At 63.1% G+C, this 16,301-nt stretch carries 14 protein-coding genes; 9 read left to right on the top strand and 5 right to left on the bottom strand.

Annotated features, from left to right (window positions below):
* The 6 genes from EHH60_RS34795 to EHH60_RS34770 all read left to right on the top strand — a co-directional run.
* Positions 1-927 (top strand): ABC transporter substrate-binding protein (locus EHH60_RS34795; protein ID WP_148090220.1); only part of this gene is annotated, 927 nt, incomplete at its 5' end.
* A gap of 74 nt (positions 928-1,001) precedes the next feature.
* Positions 1,002-2,696 carry a dihydroxy-acid dehydratase gene (gene ilvD, locus EHH60_RS34790; protein WP_124163721.1) on the top strand — a complete coding sequence of 565 codons (1,695 nt, stop codon included), beginning with the start codon at positions 1,002-1,004 and terminating at the stop codon, positions 2,694-2,696.
* A gap of 94 nt (positions 2,697-2,790) precedes the next feature.
* Positions 2,791-3,636: an ABC transporter ATP-binding protein gene (locus EHH60_RS34785; protein WP_124163720.1), complete on the top strand. Its 846-nt coding sequence runs from the start codon at positions 2,791-2,793 to the stop codon at positions 3,634-3,636.
* Entirely contained in the window at positions 3,633-4,418 is a 786-nt protein-coding gene (locus EHH60_RS34780; RefSeq protein ID WP_124163719.1) for an ABC transporter permease, read from the top strand. Before EHH60_RS34785 ends, EHH60_RS34780 begins: the two co-directional genes overlap by 4 nt.
* Positions 4,415-5,182, top strand: a complete 768-nt coding sequence (locus EHH60_RS34775) for an ABC transporter permease (protein ID WP_124163718.1) — start codon at positions 4,415-4,417, stop codon at positions 5,180-5,182. The genes EHH60_RS34780 and EHH60_RS34775 overlap by 4 nt, the downstream gene beginning before the upstream one ends.
* 33 nt (positions 5,183-5,215) lie before the next feature.
* Positions 5,216-6,262 (top strand): 2,5-dihydroxypyridine 5,6-dioxygenase NicX family protein, encoded by a 1,047-nt coding sequence (locus EHH60_RS34770; RefSeq protein ID WP_124163717.1) that lies wholly within the window; start codon positions 5,216-5,218, stop codon positions 6,260-6,262.
* Here EHH60_RS34770 and EHH60_RS34765 read toward each other — a convergent pair.
* Genes EHH60_RS34765 through EHH60_RS34745 form a run of 5 tightly spaced genes read right to left on the bottom strand, consistent with a single transcriptional unit; the run spans position 6,259 to position 11,995 of the window.
* Positions 6,259-7,251: a 3-hydroxybutyryl-CoA dehydrogenase gene (locus tag EHH60_RS34765; RefSeq protein ID WP_124163716.1), complete on the bottom strand. Its 993-nt coding sequence runs from the start codon at positions 7,249-7,251 to the stop codon at positions 6,259-6,261. The two genes, EHH60_RS34770 and EHH60_RS34765, sit on opposite strands and share 4 nt — an antisense overlap.
* Positions 7,252-7,254: 3 nt before the next feature.
* On the bottom strand, positions 7,255-8,343 hold the full coding sequence (locus EHH60_RS34760; RefSeq protein ID WP_124163715.1) for an NAD/NADP-dependent octopine/nopaline dehydrogenase family protein: 1,089 nt from the start codon (positions 8,341-8,343) through the stop codon (positions 7,255-7,257).
* On the bottom strand, positions 8,340-9,875 hold the full coding sequence (locus tag EHH60_RS34755; RefSeq protein ID WP_124163714.1) for a class I adenylate-forming enzyme family protein: 1,536 nt from the start codon (positions 9,873-9,875) through the stop codon (positions 8,340-8,342). Before EHH60_RS34755 ends, EHH60_RS34760 begins: the two co-directional genes overlap by 4 nt.
* A gap of 2 nt (positions 9,876-9,877) precedes the next feature.
* Positions 9,878-11,167 carry an acyl-CoA dehydrogenase family protein gene (locus EHH60_RS34750; protein WP_124163713.1) on the bottom strand — a complete coding sequence of 430 codons (1,290 nt, stop codon included), beginning with the start codon at positions 11,165-11,167 and terminating at the stop codon, positions 9,878-9,880.
* 12 nt (positions 11,168-11,179) lie between these two features.
* Complete coding sequence (locus EHH60_RS34745) at positions 11,180-11,995, bottom strand: alpha/beta fold hydrolase (protein WP_124163712.1); 816 nt, start codon at positions 11,993-11,995, stop codon at positions 11,180-11,182.
* A gap of 195 nt (positions 11,996-12,190) precedes the next feature.
* Between EHH60_RS34745 and EHH60_RS34740 the strand changes: the two genes are divergently transcribed.
* The 3 genes from EHH60_RS34740 (at position 12,191) to EHH60_RS34730 (ending at position 16,281) form a co-directional block, all read left to right on the top strand.
* Positions 12,191-12,952, top strand: coding sequence for an SDR family NAD(P)-dependent oxidoreductase (locus EHH60_RS34740; protein ID WP_124163711.1), 762 nt, complete (start codon positions 12,191-12,193; stop codon positions 12,950-12,952).
* A gap of 43 nt (positions 12,953-12,995) precedes the next feature.
* Entirely contained in the window at positions 12,996-13,832 is an 837-nt protein-coding gene (locus tag EHH60_RS34735; protein ID WP_124163710.1) for an enoyl-CoA hydratase family protein, read from the top strand.
* Between the two features lie 97 nt (positions 13,833-13,929).
* Complete coding sequence (locus EHH60_RS34730) at positions 13,930-16,281, top strand: bifunctional salicylyl-CoA 5-hydroxylase/oxidoreductase (RefSeq protein WP_124163709.1); 2,352 nt, start codon at positions 13,930-13,932, stop codon at positions 16,279-16,281.
* Positions 16,282-16,301 lie beyond the last annotated feature (20 nt).

Raw genomic sequence — 16,301 nt, 5'->3', positions numbered from 1 at the left:
GGGGCGGGCCCGTCATGGGGGCAGCAGACGATCCGGGTCGGCTGGACGATCCCGGCCGAGGAATCCAAGTACTGGATGATGCGCAGGCCAGCCGAATTTCCGAGTATCGGCAAGACCTACAACATCGAATGGACCCAATTCCAGGGCACCGCGCCGATGACGCAAGCATTGGCGGCCGGCGCGCTGGACTGCGCAACGCAGGCGCCGCTGTCGCTCTCCAATGGCGTGGTCGGCGGCAATCTCAAGGCCTATATCGTCGCACAACACGTCTTCGAGAAGCCCGGCGGTTTCTCGGTCTATTGGGCGGTCAAAGATGACTCGCCCATCAAGACAATCGCCGATCTCAAGGGCAAAACGGTCGGCATTTCCGTGATCGGCGGCGGCACGCAAGGGCCATTCAACCTGCTCCTGAAGCAGAATGGCGTTGATCCGGCCAAGGACATCAAGCTGGTCGAGGTCGGCTTTGCCGTCTCCGAGGACGCGCTGCGCCAAGGCCGCGTCGATGCGGTCAACATGAACCAGCCGTTTGCCGCACGCGCCGAGGCGAAGGGCGGCACAAGGAAGCTGTTCTCGCTGTCCCAGGCCATGCCGAACATCGTGCACATCCTGGAAGCCTGCCGCGCCGATTTCGTCGACAAGAACCCGGAGCTGGTGAAAGCCTATGTCCGCGACATCACGTCAGGCATGAAGAAGGCGCTGGCAAATCGCGAAGAGACCTTGAAGGTCGTATCAGAGGTGCTCAAGGCGCCTGTTCCGGTGCTCGAGACCTATCTACTCAAGGACAATGATTTCGGTCGCGATCCAGGCGCAGCTCCAAACTTCCCCGCGATCCAGAAGATGCTGGATATCTATGCAGAGACAGGAATGCTGCCAAAGTTGGATGTCGCGCAGTTCAAGCATCAGACGATCGTCGCTCCGCTGCAATAGAAGCGGGCGAACTATCGAGCGTAAGATCGTAGCGTTCCGGATCGTCCGGAACGCTGCATGAAGAAGTTGAACACATGAAGAAGTTGCGATCACGGGTCACCACAGACGGGCTCGACCGAGCTCCGCATCGTGCATTCATGCGCGCCATGGGGCTGGACGACGCTGCGATCGCCAAACCGATGGTGGGCATCGTCAGCATGAAGGGCGAGCAGACGCCCTGCAACATGACCCACGACTTCCAGGTGGCTGCAGCCAAGACCGGGATCGAGGAGGCCGGCGGCACACCGCGTGAGTTCTCGACCGTCTCGGTGTCCGACGGCATCAGCATGAATCATGAGGGGATGAAGTTCTCGCTGTTCTCGCGGGAGCTGATCGCCGACTCGATCGAGGCCGTCGTTCATGGCCTGGCCTATGATGCGTTGATCGGATACGGCGGATGCGACAAGACGCTTCCCGGCGTGATGATGGGCATGGTTCGCTGCAACGTGCCGTCCATCTTCATCTATGGCGGCAGCTCGCTGCCGGGCCGCGTCGATGGGCGGACGCTCACGGTGCTCGACTCCTACGAGGCTGTCGGCAGCTTCATGACAGGCGAGATCGACGGCGCCACGCTCGAGCGGATCGAGCGCGCCTGCTTGCCGACGATAGGCGCGTGCGCCGGCCAGTTCACCGCGAATACCATGGGCATGGTATCGGAGGCGATGGGGCTGACCATTCCCAACGTCTCGATGGTGCCCGGTGTCTACGCCGAGCGTTCGCAGATATCGCGTCGCGCCGGACGGCTGATCATGGAGATGCTGGAGCGTGGTGGACCGCTGCCGCGCGACATCGTGACGCGCAGATCCCTTGAAAACGGCGCGGCGATCGTGGCCGCGACGGGCGGCTCGACAAACGCCGCGCTGCACCTTCCTGCCATCGCGAACGAGGCCGGCATTGCATTCACGATCGACGATGTGGGCGAGGTATTTGCCAGGACGCCGCTGATCGGAAATCTACGGCCTGGGGGCAAATACACTGCGAAAGATGTCTACGACATCGGCGGAGCGGCGGTGCTGATCCGCGAGCTCATTCAGAGCGGGCATATCGATGGCAGCTGCATCACCATCACGGGCCGGACGCTTGCCGAAGAATATGGTGCGGCCAATGCTCCCGATGGCGAGGTCGTTTACGCGTCTCGTGCGCCTATCATGCCAGATGGGGGCGTTGCAGTTCTGAAGGGCAACCTCTGTCCGGACGGTGCGGTGATCAAGGTTGCCGGTTTGAAGAGCCAGTTCTTCGAGGGCGTCGCGCGCGTTTTCGAGGATGAGGAGGCCTGCGTCAAAGCGGTCCGTGACCGCAGCTACAAGGCGGGCGAGGTTCTCGTGATTCGCAACGAAGGGCCGGTCGGCGGTCCCGGCATGCGTGAGATGCTCGGCGTCACCGCGCTGATCTACGGACAGCGCATGGGCGAAAAAGTTGCCCTGATCACCGACGGGCGGTTCTCGGGGGCGACCCGCGGCATGTGCATCGGCTACGTGTCTCCCGAGGCGTTTGTTGGCGGTCCATTGGCGCTTGTTCGCGACGGCGACAGGATCCGGATCGATGCGGCGAATCGGCGGATGGATGTGCTGCTCGACGAGCAGGAGTTCACCGCACGGCGGCGTGATTGGAAGCAACGCCCGCCGCGTCACCGTGCAGGTGCGCTCGCAAAATATGCGCGGCTGGTCGGTCAAGCGCCGGGCGGAGCCGTTACGCATGAAGGCCCGGCAGAATGGCCGTGGTTCGAATGACGCACCGCACGTCTGCGAAGGCGACGGTCTGTCTGGCAGGTTTCTTGCTAAGCTCGTGCTGCTGAATGTTCGCGCGAGTGAGACGAGATACGGAATGACGGTAGTGGCTGCGAGATCGAGCGAATGGATGAGACCGGTGACATCACAAGAGCCGGCTTCCGCAATCATCGAGATCGATCGCGTCTCGCAGGTCTTTCAGACCTCGGCGCGCAAGGATCATTTGGCGCTGTCGGACATCTCGCTGACGATCGAGGAGGGCGCCTTCGTCTCAATTCTCGGTCCGTCCGGCTGCGGCAAGTCGACACTGCTCTATATCGTCGGCGGCTTTGTCAGCCCGACCAGCGGCATGGCGAAGATCAAGGGGCATGCGATTACCGGGCCCGGTCCGGATCGCGGACCGGTGTTCCAGGAGTTCGCCTTGTTTCCGTGGAAGACCGTGCTGGGAAATGTGATGTATGGCCCACGCCAGCAAGGTGTGCGCGCTGCCGAAGCCGAAGCGCAGAGCCGGGCCTTGATCGAGATGGTCGGCCTCAAGGGGTACGAGAATTTCTACCCCAAGGAATTGTCGGGCGGCATGAAGCAACGCGTGGCGCTGGCGCGGACGCTTGCTTATCATCCCGAAGTTCTGCTGATGGACGAGCCGTTCGGAGCGCTCGACGCGCATACCCGGACTCGTCTGCAGAACGATCTTCTGACCATCTGGGAGCGCGACCGCAAGACAGTGCTGTTCGTCACCCATTCGGTCGACGAAGCTGTCTTCCTCTCCGACAAGGTCATCATGATGTCGAAATCGCCTGGTCGGATCCGGCAGGTCATCGACATCGATCTGCCGCGGCCGCGCCGCCGCAACGAGCTGTTGCTCGACCCGCGTTATCAGAAGTACGTGGTCGATATCGAGCGCATGTTCGACGACAGCGATGAAGCCGGGCCCGCCCTATGACGTCGTCGGCTGCCATGGCCAAGCGCGCGGCCCCGGTGTTCGCCTGCATCGGATTGCTGGCGATGTGGCAGGTCGCGTCACTGGTGTTGAAGAACGATAGCTTTCCGACGGCGATCGAAGCGATCAGGGCAGTCCCGAGCATCCTCGGCGACAAGGAATCCCTGATCAACATTTTTGCTTCGCTCCGGCGCATGGCGACGGGATTTGGCGCGGCCATGCTCGTGTCGATCCCACTTGGGCTGTTGATGGGACGTAGTGCTGCGGTGGCAGCCTTTTTCAATCCGCTCCTGATGGTGATCTACCCGGTACCCAAGGCAGCGTTGATGCCGATCATCATGCTGTGGCTGGGGGTTGGCGATCTCACGAAGACACTCGTGATCTTCCTCGGGGTCAGCCTGCCCGTGATCTACCACAGCTTCCAAGGCGCCAAGGCGGTCCAGGAGAAGATGCTGTGGTCGGGTGCTGCGATGGGGCTCTCGCCGCTGCAACGCCTGGTGCGCATCGTGCTGCCGGCCGCGCTGCCGGAGATTCTGACAGGGTGCCGCACTGGATTGGTGCTGGCGCTGATCACAATGATCACCAGCGAGATGATTGCCCGTCAGTCGGGCGCCGGGAACATCCTGTTCAACGCGCTCGACATGGGCCAATACGACACGGTCTTTGCGATGATCATCATCGTGGGAGCGATGGGAATCTGCCTCGATGCGATCTTCGAGCGGGTCCGCGCAAGGCTGGTGCGCTGGTCCGAACCTCAGTTCGACATACCGCTGAGTTTCTCATGATGTCACGGTTTCTCTCCCCAAATGTCGCTCTTGGGATCGCCCCGATCGCACTGGTGATCGCGCTGTGGCAAGGCTTGGTGTCTTTCGGCTTCGCGCCGGCAGTTCTGCTGCCGCCGCCGGCCTTCGTCTTCGGCCGGCTGCTCCAGCAGCTTGTGACTTCAACATTCCAGCAGGAGATCGCGGCAACCCTGATCAGGCTGTTTGCCGGTTTCGCGATTGCTGTCGTGGTCGGTGTCAGTGTCGGCATCGCCGCTGCCGCCAGCCCAGCGATCAACGCCGTTGTCCGGCCGATCGTGCGGGTCTTGGCCCCTTTGCCCAAGGTCGCGCTCTATCCGGCATTGCTGCTCCTGCTTGGATTTGGCCACGGATCGAAGATCACCCTGGTGGCTGCCGATGCTCTTTTCCCCATCCTGCTGTCGACATATTACGGTGCATCGACTGTCGAGCAGAAGCTGATCTGGTCGGCCATGGCGGCGGGAACGCCGCGCCGTGAAATCCTCTTCAAAGTGGTGCTGCCGGCAGCCATGCCATCGATCCTGACTGGGTGCCGGATCGGCCTTGTCATTTCCTGCATCGTGGTGTTTCTCGCCGAAATGATCACGTCGACGGATGGACTTGGGCACGAGCTGGTGACGGCCGCCAGAACCTTTCAGGCCGTAGACATGTTCGTGCCGCTGATCACGATCTCGTTGCTGGGATTGATCCTGAACGGGCTGCTGGGAGTGGTGCGCTCTTACCTGCTCCGGGGCTTCCCCGAAGCGTAACAAACAAGAACCTAGAAGACCGGGGAGTAGACCATGCTGGCTGATCGCATCGAAGCAAAATGGATCGACGCGTTTTGCGAGATTTTTGAACGTTGCGCCGTCAAGGCTGGTGATACCGCCGCGATCCTCTCGGAAACCCAGTCGCGCGCCCTGAACGTACATCTTGCGGAGCTGGCCCTGCTGCGGATGGGCGCGCGCCCGTTTCACGTGGTGATGCCGACCCCGCGTAACCGCAATATCGTCCCGGTACGCTCGACCGGGGCGAGCGAGGCGATCCAGCGCCTTGGACCGGTGATCAGCGCGCTGCAGCAAGCCGGTTTCGTGGTGGATTGCACCGTCGAGGGCTTGATGCATGCCGTTGAGACGCCCGAGATATTAAAGGCCGGGGCGCGGATTTTGGTGATTTCCAACGAGCATCCCGAAGCGCTTGAGCGCATGGTGCCGGATTCCGCGCTCGAGAAGCGCGTTCGCGCGGCGGCCAAGATGTTGCGCGCGACCAAGCGGATGCGGGTCACCTCAAAGGCCGGCACAGCGCTGGACGTCGACATGGTCGGCGCGTCCACGGTCGGCGTGTGGGGCTGGACCGACAAGCCCGGCACGCTGGCACATTGGCCCGGTGGAATTGTCGTCAGTTTCCCCAAGAGCGGGACCATCAATGGCACGCTGGTGATGGCGCCCGGCGACATCAATCTCACTTTCAAGCGCTATCTGACGTCGCCTGTGAAGATGACGTTGAAGGACGACTATGTCGTCGAGCTGGAAGGCGAGGGCACGGATGCCGCGATGATGCGCGCCTATCTCGCGGCCTGGGGCGACCGCGAGGCCTACGCGGTCTCGCATGTCGGCTTCGGCATGAACCCCGGCGCCCGCTACGAGGCGCTCTCGATGTACGATCAGCGTGACACCAATGGCACGGAAATTCGCGCCGTCTCCGGCAATTTCCTGTTCTCGACCGGAGCGAATGAATTCGCAGGCCGCTACACGGCAGGACATTTCGACCTGCCGATGATGGGAACGACCATCGAGCTCGACGGCGTTGCGGTGGTCCGGGAGGGCGTGCTCCAGGACGTCTTCGGCTAGTTGCGATCCAGCACCGGCGGGCGCGCCAGTCCGAAGTGCCGGAGCAGGTCGACCATGGCCTGGAGCCGCTTGGCGCGATACGCGTCGACGTCCAGCCCGGAATAATCGAGAAAGCCTGCGCCCGTACGCAGGCCGATCCGTCCTTCATTCATGTTGCGTGAAATGACCTCCGGCGCCCGATAGCGCTCGTTGCCGAGCGCGCCTTCCAGATACCTGCTCGCGTAGTACAGGATTTCGCCGCCGCCCCAATCGATGAATTCGAGCAGCCCAAGCACGGCGTAGCGGAAGCCGAAGCCGTAGCGGATTGCCTTGTCGATCTCTTCCGCGCTGGCGACACCTTCTTCGACCATACGAGCGGCTTCGTTCATTGCCAGCGCCTGGATGCGCGGGACGATGAAACCGGGTGTGGCCGCGCAGACCACGGGCACCTTGCCGATGCCTTCGAGCAGAGCCTTGACGTCCTCGATGATGGCGGGGTCGGTCGCCTTGCCCGGGGAAATTTCGACCAACGGGATCAGATAGGCCGGATTGAGCCAATGCACATTGAGGAATCGATGAGGGTTCACCATTGCGCCCGAGAGATCGTCCACGAGAATGGTCGATGTCGTCGATGCAATGATCGTGTCCGGGCCGACTTGACTTGAGGCGGCCGCCAGCACCTCCCGCTTGAGTTCGACGACCTCAGGAACGCCCTCGAAGACCATGCCGGCCTCAGAGAGCGCTGGACCGCTTTCGCCTGCCGAGACCACCGAGACCCGCGCGATGAGCTGCTCGACATCTGCTTCGCTCAGTAGCCCAAGCTTCGACAGGCTGGCAAAGGTCTTCCTGACTTCGTCGAGCGCGTCCGCTTCCAGCTTGGTGAAATCCTCGGCGGAGCGCACCTTGACATCGATCATCGTGGTCCTGTGGCCGGCATAGGCGAACGCGACGGCGATGCCGCGCCCCATGCGGCCGGCCCCCAAACAGACGATATTGACGCGATTGGTCATCAATCAGAATCCATTGCGAAGCAGCGTCAGCAATTCGGCCTTGCCGAGGTTGTCGAGCCCGAGTGTCCCGAGCGTTCGGCCGCCCCGCGCGAAATCCTCGCCGCAGATCGCGCCGCCGATCGACAGGAAGGCTTTGGCCAGCGGCGTAGCGACGCCGGCCAACCCGGCAACGGACACCAGCAGCGATAGCCCAAGCCGCAGATCCTCGCGCATGTAGCGGTGCTCTGTCAGCACGATCCGCTCGCGCCAGTCGCCCGAATCGGTCAGCCGGTCGTGCGAGCCGCGACCATACATCCAGATCTCGCCCTCCTTCGCATAATGGTGAGCCAGCGGGAAATGCGGTGCATCATAGCCGAGTGCCTCGCGCACCGCGATCCGCTCGGCATCGAGCGCGTCGGTGACCCGCCGGATCGCAGCTTGCGTGCCTTCCTTGTGAATGTCCCAGCGCTCGAAATGTTCGATCGGCCCTGCGTTCATCACGATCAGCGGCGGATGGATAATGGGTCCTGCATTCATCAGCGCGCCGGACAGCGCATCCCCGCATGGCTCGATCACGCCCGGGAAAGCGCGCCCAATGACGTCGAGCGCGTGCGGTGCTTGGTCGAGTGGGAACACGCCCACCGGAAGTCGCTTGGCGCGGATGGTGATCGCGACCTCGAACGGTCCGTGCTTACGGGTGAGCCAGGGCAGCGTGCCGGTTTCGGCAAAGCTTGCCTTGGCATGGTTACTGGCATCCCGCGCCGCTTGGGCGAAGACCATCGAGCCGAACGTCGCCGGCGGCAGAAACACGACCTGGCCGTCTCGCAGATGCGGGGCGAGCAGGCGGGCGATATCTGCTTGCGCGAACGCAGGAGCCGGGCACAGGATCAACTCCGTGCCATCGACGGCGTCCGCCATGTCGGTCGTGACCAGCGCCAGCTTCACATCGTGGCGGCCGTTGTGATCCTTGATCAAAATGCGCGTCCCCGCGGCACGATGCGCCGCGACCTGATCGGCATCGCGGCGCCAGAGCCGCACCTCATGCCCCGACAGCGCAAAATCGCCCGCGGCCGCGAAAGAGCCGTTCCCCCCACCCAGAACCGCAATTTTCAAGATGCCTCTCCTTTCGTGCGGCACTGCGCATCAAGCTGCTTCAGCAGGAAATGCTGGACCTTGCCCAGCGCAGTCCGCGGCAGATCGGTGACGAAAACGATCTCGCGCGGAACCTTGTAGCGCGCGAGTTGCGCTTGAACATGCGTCCTCAATTCGTCCGCCTCGAGCCGGCAGCCGGATCTCGCAATGACATAGGCAATCGGCACCTCGTCCCAGCGCGGGTCCGGCCGGCCGATCACCGCGCATTCGCTGACATCAGGATGTTCGAGCAGGACGCGCTCAACCTCGGCCGGGTAGACGTTTTCCCCGCCGGATATGATCATGTTCTTCTTGCGGTCGCGGACCCAGAAATAGCCGTCTGCATCGCACAGGCCGATATCACCGGTGCGATACCAGCCGTCGTGCAACGCGTCGCGCGTTGCGGCCTCGTTGCCCCAATATTCGAAGAACACGTTGGGCCCGCGCACCGCGATCTCCCCCGGTGTGCCCACGGGCAGTTCGTTGCCGGCCTGATCGATCACCTTTGCCTCACAGCACAAGCCGGCAAGGCCGGTCGATCCCGCGCGCGAAAGGTCGCCACCAAGCCGCGTGTAGACGGCGATGGGACAGGTCTCGGTCGAGCCGTAGACCTGAAGCACCGGGACATTCCGGGCAACGAAATGCTCAATCAGGTGCGGTGGCACGATCGTCGAGCCGGTGGCGATCGCTTTCAGCGAGGAGAGATCGGTCGTCGCCCAGGCGGGATGCTCGCTCACGGCCTGAATGATCGCCGGCACCATCACGGTGAGCGTCGGCCGCTCCCGTTCGATAGCGGCAAGCGCGGTATCCGGCGCGAAGCGGGCGTGGATCGTGACGGTTGCGCCGAGCTGGAGCGCAGGCGTAGTCTGGATGTTGAGGCCGCCGACGTGGAAGAATGGCAGCACAGTCAGAACGTGGTCGTCGGATGTCATGTTGTGCATGTGCTGGCTCATGACGCCGTTCCAGAACAATGCCTCCTGACGCAGCACTGCGCCTTTTGGTCGTCCAGTCGTTCCTGACGTGTAGACGATCAGGAGCGGGCAGGAGAGGTCGGTGTGCGGGTTGCGGTCGCTCCCCTGGCTGCGGTACAGCAGCCGTTCGAATGTCACCCCGCGGGGCGGCTCGAAATCAAGGCCAACGACAGATGTTCCCGGCGCGGTCTGCGCCAGTTCTGGAAGAACTCCCCCAAAAGTCTGCTCCAGCACCAGGACCTTGGCGCCGGCATCGCTGAGAATGAACAGCTGCTCGGCGACAGCCAGCCGCCAGTTCAGCGGCACCAGGATAGCCCCGAGCCGCGCGCACGCGTAGAGCAGAACCAGATAATCGGGCCGGTTCAGGCTCAGGATCGCGACGCGGTCGCCACGGCCGACGCCAAGCTCCTGCTTCAAGGCAGTTGCGGTCCGTTCGATGCGTGCGGCGAACGCCGCATAGCTCAGCCGCTTTCCTTCGAAGGAAATAGCCGTCTTGTCTGGCGCGAACGCCGCGTGACGGTCGATCAGGCTACAGAGGTCCACGGTCAGTCGTCCGTTTCGCCGGCCTCATACAGCGCTTCGCGCCCGATCCGGTCGAGGCAGAGCTCGGCGGTCCAGGGCAGCATCAGCGAGCCGCAACGGCTGTCGCGATAGATCCGCTCCAGCGGCAGCGACCTGAGCATGGCCTGACCGCCGCAGGTGCGGATCGCGAGCGCGGCGAGCTCATTGGCGCCTTCCATCACCGAATATTGCGCTGCGTAGGCGCGCAGCACCTGCTCCTTGCTCGGATTGGCGCGGGCCTCGGTCACCGCCTGGAACCAGATCCCCTTGATCTGCTCCAGCTTGATCTGCATCTGCGCCACCGCGATCTGCTTGGTCGGGTACATGCGGCGCTTCACCGGCGGCATACCCGGTACCTCGCCGCGCAGGTACCGCACGGTGAAATCATAGGCAGCTTGCGCCAGGCCCATATAGGTCGGCGACAGCGTCAGGAACATGTGCGGCCAGCGCATCGCGGCCTGGAAATAGACGCCACGCGGCATCAGCGCGGAATCCTCCGGCACGAACACGTCCTTGAACAGCAGCGTCCGCGAGACCGTGCCGCGCATGCCCAGCGGATCCCAGTCGCCGACGACCGAGACGCCTTCCGATTTGGCGGAGATCGCAAGGTAAAGGGTGTTGCGGCGCGATGCCTTCTCGCCTTCCTCGATCTCGGTGCAAAGCACGCCGTAATAGTCGGCGTGGCCGGAGAGCGAGGCAAAGATTTTCTTGCCGTTGACGATCCAGCCGCCCGCGACCGGCCGCGCTTCTGTACCGAACGCAACGCCACCCGCAGCGGCAGCTCCGCCTTCGGAGAAGGGTTGCGAATAGATCGCGCCCTCCTCGACGATGCGCGTGTAGTGGACCGCGCGCCGCCGCTCGTGCTCGGCACGGGTGTCTGCGTCCATGTCGAGATCGTCGGCGAGCGGACCCGACCACAGGGTCGAGCAGACATGCATGTTCCAGGTCAGCGCGGTCGCGCCGCAATAGCGGCCGATCTCGGCGGCCGCCAAGGCATAGGTCTGGTAGTTCGCGCCGAGTCCGCCGTGCTTCTTGGGAACGGCGATGCCAAGCAGCCCGACGCGATGGAGGTCGCGATAGTTTTCGGTCGGGAAGATCGCCTCGCGATCGTAGGTAGCGGCGCGACCGGCAAACACGGTCTGGCCGATCTCTCTTGCACGGGCGATGATGCCGGCCTGTTCGTCGCTCAAGCGGAACGCGATGGGATCGAAGATCGGTGCATCCAGCGCGACCTTGTCGGTTGCGCTGATGGTCTTGCTCACTTGCATGGTCATTACGCAATCACCTTACGCTTTGGTCGTAACGGAGTTCAGGAAACGGCCGAGAGCTTCGTTGAAGGCATCAGGACGTTCCAGGTTGGCGAGATGGCCGACGCCGGCGAGTTCGACATATTCAGCCCCAGGGATATAGGTCGCCGTCTTTGCCATCATCGGCGCAGGCGCGTTGTTGTCCTTGGAGCCGGACAGCAGCAGCGTCGGGACGGAAATATCCGCGAGTGTGCTGCGCTGATCGAAGCCGATGAGAGCCAGCATCATGGCGCGATAGCTTGCCTCAGGCACGCGTCCCATGCATTCGCGGGCAAGCACCATCCCGTCCGGATCGGGATCGTCGCCGACGAGCTCCTTCACCAGGGAAGGGGCCAGCGACTTCATCGTCTCCCCGCGATCGAGCGGCCCGAGCCGCGCCGCGATGAATGTTTTTTGCCAGTCGCCATCGGTCTTGCCGAAGGCAGGGCTGGTCTGCGCCAGCACGACCGCACGTGCCAGTTTGGAGGACTGCACCAGCCACTTCTGGACGATCATGCCGCCGATGGAATGGCCGACTAGAATAGGCTTAGCCGCACCAAGCTGCTCGATGAATTGCTGAAGCGCATCGGCCAGGGCAGCGATGCTGACGTTGGCGAGTGGCGCCGATCCGCCATAGCCCGGCATGTCCCATGCGATTGCGCGGAAGCGGTCGCCGAATGCGGCAAGCTGCCGCCTCCAGCTTCGCGCCGCGCCGCCAATGCCATGCAGGAAAATCAGGGGTATCGCGCCCGGATCGCCCGCGGCTTCATAGGCGAAGCGACCGTCCTTTGTTATCATCGGCGCAGGCTGCGACACGTGACATCCTTTTGCTAGGCCATTCGATGCTAACAGGCCCGTGGGGGATGGGAAGCGATAATTTTATACTTAAAGCAATTTTCGGGCCGCCTCTCGCACGGCGTCGTTCGCGCGGGCAAGCTCCGCTTTCGTTGCAAAAATTTGAAGGTTAAAATATATCGGATGGACGATCACAAGATCCGAGGGAGTCAGCGCATGTCCGGATTGACGCACTCGCCGCACGCGCTGGTGACCGGCGGCGGTCGCGGCATCGGCCGTGCGATAGCTGCTTCTCTCGTCGGCGCTGGTGCGACGGTAACCGTGCTTGGCCGGAATCCGGCGGTTCTCGAAGAGGCGGTCAATGCAGGTTCCGCGCACTTTGCGGCTGTCGCTGATGTCTCGAACGAAGCGTCGCTGAAAGCTGCCATTGCCGGAGCGAGTGCGCGCAAGCCGATCGACATCCTGATTGCCAACGCGGGCAGCGCCGAATCGGCGCCGTTTGCCAAATCGGACGCCGCCCTTTTTGCGCGCATGATGGATGTCAATTTCATGGGCGTCGTGCATGCCGTCCAGGCTGTGCTGCCGGGCATGAAGGATCGCCCCTATGGCCGTATCGTCGCGGTCGCGTCGACGGCCGGGCTCAAGGGTTATGCCTATGTCAGTGCGTACGCCGCTGCAAAGCACGCCGTGGTCGGTCTCGTGCGTTCGCTTGCCCTCGAGATGGCTGGAAGCAATGTGACCGTGAATGCGGTGTGTCCCGGCTTCACCGACACGGATCTCGTTGCCGGAAGCATCGAGAACATCATCAGGAAGACAGGCCGAACCCGGGAGCAGGCGGTCGCAGAGCTCGCGAAACACAATCCGCAAGGACGCTTGATCACGCCCCAGGAGGTAGCAGACGCGGTTCTTTGGCTGTGCGGTGACGGCGCGAGCGCAATCACTGGGCAGGCGATTGCCGTGGCTGGAGGCGAGGTCTAGCGTACCTGGTGCAGTCGCGGAAATAAGAAGCCAAGGAGATCCCATGAGCAGACCAGCCAACCCCGTCACCGTGCCGCTTGCAGATTACTCGCCGCAGCACTTCCTGCTGGCTGTGGTCGACGGCGTTGCGACGGTCACGCTCAACCGCCCCGAACGAAAGAATCCGCTGACGTTTGAAAGCTACCGGGAGCTGACCGATTTCTTCCGTGCCTGCGCCTTTGACGACGCCGTCAAATCCATCGTCGTTACTGGTGCCGGCGGCAATTTCTCGTCGGGCGGCGACGTGTTCGAGATCATCGGTCCGCTCGTGAAGATGGATACCAAGGGGTTGACTGCCTTCACGCGGATGACCGGCGATCTCGTCAAGGCCATGCGGGCCTGCCCGCAGCCGATCGTGGCCGCGGTCGAGGGTATTTGTGCCGGGGCCGGGGCGATCGTCGCCATGGCATCTGACATGCGCCTTGCGGCGAGCGGGGCCAAGGTGGCGTTCCTGTTCAACAAGGTGGGGCTGGCCGGCTGCGACATGGGCGCCTGCGCGATCCTGCCGCGGATCATCGGGCAGTCGCGCGCCTCGGAGTTGCTCTACACCGGCCGGTTCATGACCGCGGAAGAGGGCGAGCGCTGGGGCTTCTTCAGCCGCATCGTCACGCCGGAGCAGGTGCTGACCCAGGCGCAAATTCTGGCGAAGCAGGTTGCGGAAGGACCGACCTTCGCCAATACCATGACCAAGCGGATGCTGGCCATGGAATGGGCCATGTCGGTGGAGGAGGCGATCGAGGCAGAGGCTGTTGCCCAAGCGTTGTGCATGACCACGGCGGACTTCGAGCGCGCCTTCGAGGCTTTCGCCAACAAGGTCAAGCCGGTCTTCCGGGGCGACTAGGCTGATCGCCTTGACGCCAGGCCGGCAACGAGGACTTGCGCCAAATTATTTTAGGCTTAAAATAGTTTCCATGACCGGGTGAATTGGCGAGGCTCCCATGAAAGTCGCGATCATCGGTGGCGGACCTGCGGGTCTCTATGCTGCGATCCTGCTCAAGAAGCAGCGCCCGGCCGCCGACATCACGGTGTACGAGCGTAATCGAGCCGACGACACGTTCGGCTTCGGCGTGGTGTTCTCGGATGCGACGCTCGATAATTTCGAGAAGCACGATCTTCCGAGCTATCGCCGCATCACCCAGGAGTTCGCCTACTGGGATGACATCGCAGTGCATTTCCGCGGCACGGTGCACCGGGTGGGCGGCAACGGCTTCTGCGGCTGCTCACGGCAGAAGCTGCTGCTGATCCTTCAGGAGCGCGCTCGCGAGCTGGGCGTTACCCTGCATTTCGAAGTGGATATCGACGACGAATCCCGCATCTCTCATGCTGACCTCATTCTGCTGGCGGACGGCATCAACAGCCGCTTCCGCGAGAAGTATGTCGATCATTTCCAGCCCGAGGTCGACGTCCGCTCGAACAAGTTCGCCTGGATGGGGTCGACCAGGCCGCTCGATGCTTTCACCTTCATCTTCCAGGAAACCGAGTGGGGCCCGTTCATCGCCCATGCCTATCAATACGAGGCCGGGCATTCGACCTGGATATTCGAGACCGATCCAGAGACGTTCGAGCGAGCGGGGTTGACGGGGCTGGACGAGGCTCAGTCCGCCGCGCGGATGGCAGACATCTTCGGCTGGTTCCTCGGTGAGCATCGGTTGCTGACCAATCGCTCGATGTGGCGCAATTTCCCCATGATCCGCAGCAAGCGCTGGGTCAAGGACAACATGGTCCTGCTCGGCGACGCCAAGGCGAGCGCGCATTTCTCGATCGGCTCGGGCACCAAGCTCGCGATGGAGGATGCGATCGCGCTGGCCGAGGCAATGGAGAAGGCGCCCAGCATCAAGGCGGCGCTCGAGGTTTATGAGCATGGCCGCCGTGAGGAGGTTGAGAAGACGCAGCATGCCGCCGACGTCTCGCTGGTCTGGTTTGAGCACGTCGACCGCTTCTGGGATTTTGACCCGGTGCAGTTCGCCTTCGGCGTCATGACACGCTCGAAGGCGATCACCTATGACAATCTGAAGCTTCGTGCGCCGGATTTCGTGGCCGAGGTCGAGAAGACGTTCGCGAGGCAGGTGCGCAGCAGCGGCTTCGATGTCGACGCCGACCGGCCGATGGTGCCGCTGTTCCAGCCGTTCCGCTTGCGCGAGATGGAGCTCGCCAATCGCGCGGTGATGTCGCCGATGTGCATGTATTCGGCCAAGGAGGGCGTGCCGACCGACTTTCACCTCGTGCATTACGGCTCGCGCGCGATCGGCGGCGCCGGGCTGATCTTCACCGAGATGACCTGCGTCAGCCGCGATGCCCGGATCACGCCGGGCTGTGCCGGCCTTTGGAACGACGAGCAGGAGACTTCCTGGCGGCGCATCGTGGATTTCGTCCACGGCAATTCGGCCGCGAAGATCTGCCTGCAACTGGGGCACGCCGGTCGCAAGGGCGCGACCAAGTTGATGTGGGACGGCATGGACCGTCCCTTGGAGCAGGGCGGCTGGGATATCTTTTCGGCATCGCCGCTGCCCTATTTCCCGAACAGTCAGGTGCCGCGCGAGCTCGATCGCGCCGGCATGAATGCGGTGAAAGACGTTTTCGTCGCCGCGGCCGAGCGCGGCGAGCGCTGCGGCTTCGACATGCTCGAATTGCACTGCGCCCACGGCTATCTGCTCGCGAGCTTCGTCTCGCCCCTGACAAATACCCGTAACGACGAGTATGGCGGTTCGCTCGAAAACCGTCTGCGGTTCCCGCTCGAGATCTTCGAGGCGCTGCGCGCGGTGTGGCCGTCGCACAAGCCGATGTCGGTGCGCATCTCCGCCACCGACTGGGCGGATGGCGGCATCACCGGCGATGATGCGGTCGCCATCGCGCGGGCCTTTGCCGAGGCGGGAGTCGATCTCGTCGACGTCTCGACCGGCCAGACCGTGCGCGACGCGCAGCCGGTCTACGGGCGCATGTTCCAAACGCCCTTCTCGGACCAGGTTCGCAACGAGGCGCGCGTCGCCACCATGTGCGTCGGCAACATCACGACGGCGGACCAGGCCAACACCATTCTGGCGGCCGGCCGGGCGGATCTCGTCGCACTGGGACGTCCGCATCTCGTCGACCCCTTCTTCACCATGAAGGCGGCGGCCTGGTACGGGGCGAACGACGCCTTCTGTCCGCCGCAATATCTGCCCGGAAAAGAGCAGATTTTCCGCAACAGCGTGCGCGACCGGCAGGATCTCGAGGAGCTGAGAATTAAGGCTAAGCCCAAGACCCGGGCCGAGCTCAAGGCGGAGGCGACAAAGCCGCTTGCGGCGGAGTGACAGCCCGTGCAACGTTGACC

The organism is Bradyrhizobium sp. RP6 (genome assembly GCF_003837805.1).
Taxonomy (GTDB): Bacteria; Pseudomonadota; Alphaproteobacteria; order Rhizobiales; family Xanthobacteraceae; genus Bradyrhizobium.
The sequence above is the reverse complement of the archived record's forward strand: the minus strand, read 5'-3'. Positions and strand labels throughout refer to the sequence as shown.

Bases quoted from the DNA above. Each gene is read 5' to 3' on its own strand.
- EHH60_RS34775 (WP_124163718.1), top strand. From the start codon at position 4,415: ATGATGTCACGGTTTCTCTCCCCAAATGTCGCTCTTGGGATCGCCCCG.
- EHH60_RS34735 (WP_124163710.1), top strand. From the start codon at position 12,996: ATGAGCAGACCAGCCAACCCCGTCACCGTGCCGCTTGCAGATTACTCG.
- EHH60_RS34770 (WP_124163717.1), top strand. From the start codon at position 5,216: ATGCTGGCTGATCGCATCGAAGCAAAATGGATCGACGCGTTTTGCGAG.
- EHH60_RS34765 (WP_124163716.1), bottom strand. From the start codon at position 7,251: ATGACCAATCGCGTCAATATCGTCTGTTTGGGGGCCGGCCGCATGGGG.
- EHH60_RS34750 (WP_124163713.1), bottom strand. From the start codon at position 11,167: ATGACCATGCAAGTGAGCAAGACCATCAGCGCAACCGACAAGGTCGCG.
- EHH60_RS34730 (WP_124163709.1), top strand. From the start codon at position 13,930: ATGAAAGTCGCGATCATCGGTGGCGGACCTGCGGGTCTCTATGCTGCG.
- EHH60_RS34785 (WP_124163720.1), top strand. From the start codon at position 2,791: ATGACGGTAGTGGCTGCGAGATCGAGCGAATGGATGAGACCGGTGACA.
- EHH60_RS34740 (WP_124163711.1), top strand. From the start codon at position 12,191: ATGTCCGGATTGACGCACTCGCCGCACGCGCTGGTGACCGGCGGCGGT.
- ilvD (WP_124163721.1), top strand. From the start codon at position 1,002: ATGAAGAAGTTGCGATCACGGGTCACCACAGACGGGCTCGACCGAGCT.
- EHH60_RS34780 (WP_124163719.1), top strand. From the start codon at position 3,633: ATGACGTCGTCGGCTGCCATGGCCAAGCGCGCGGCCCCGGTGTTCGCC.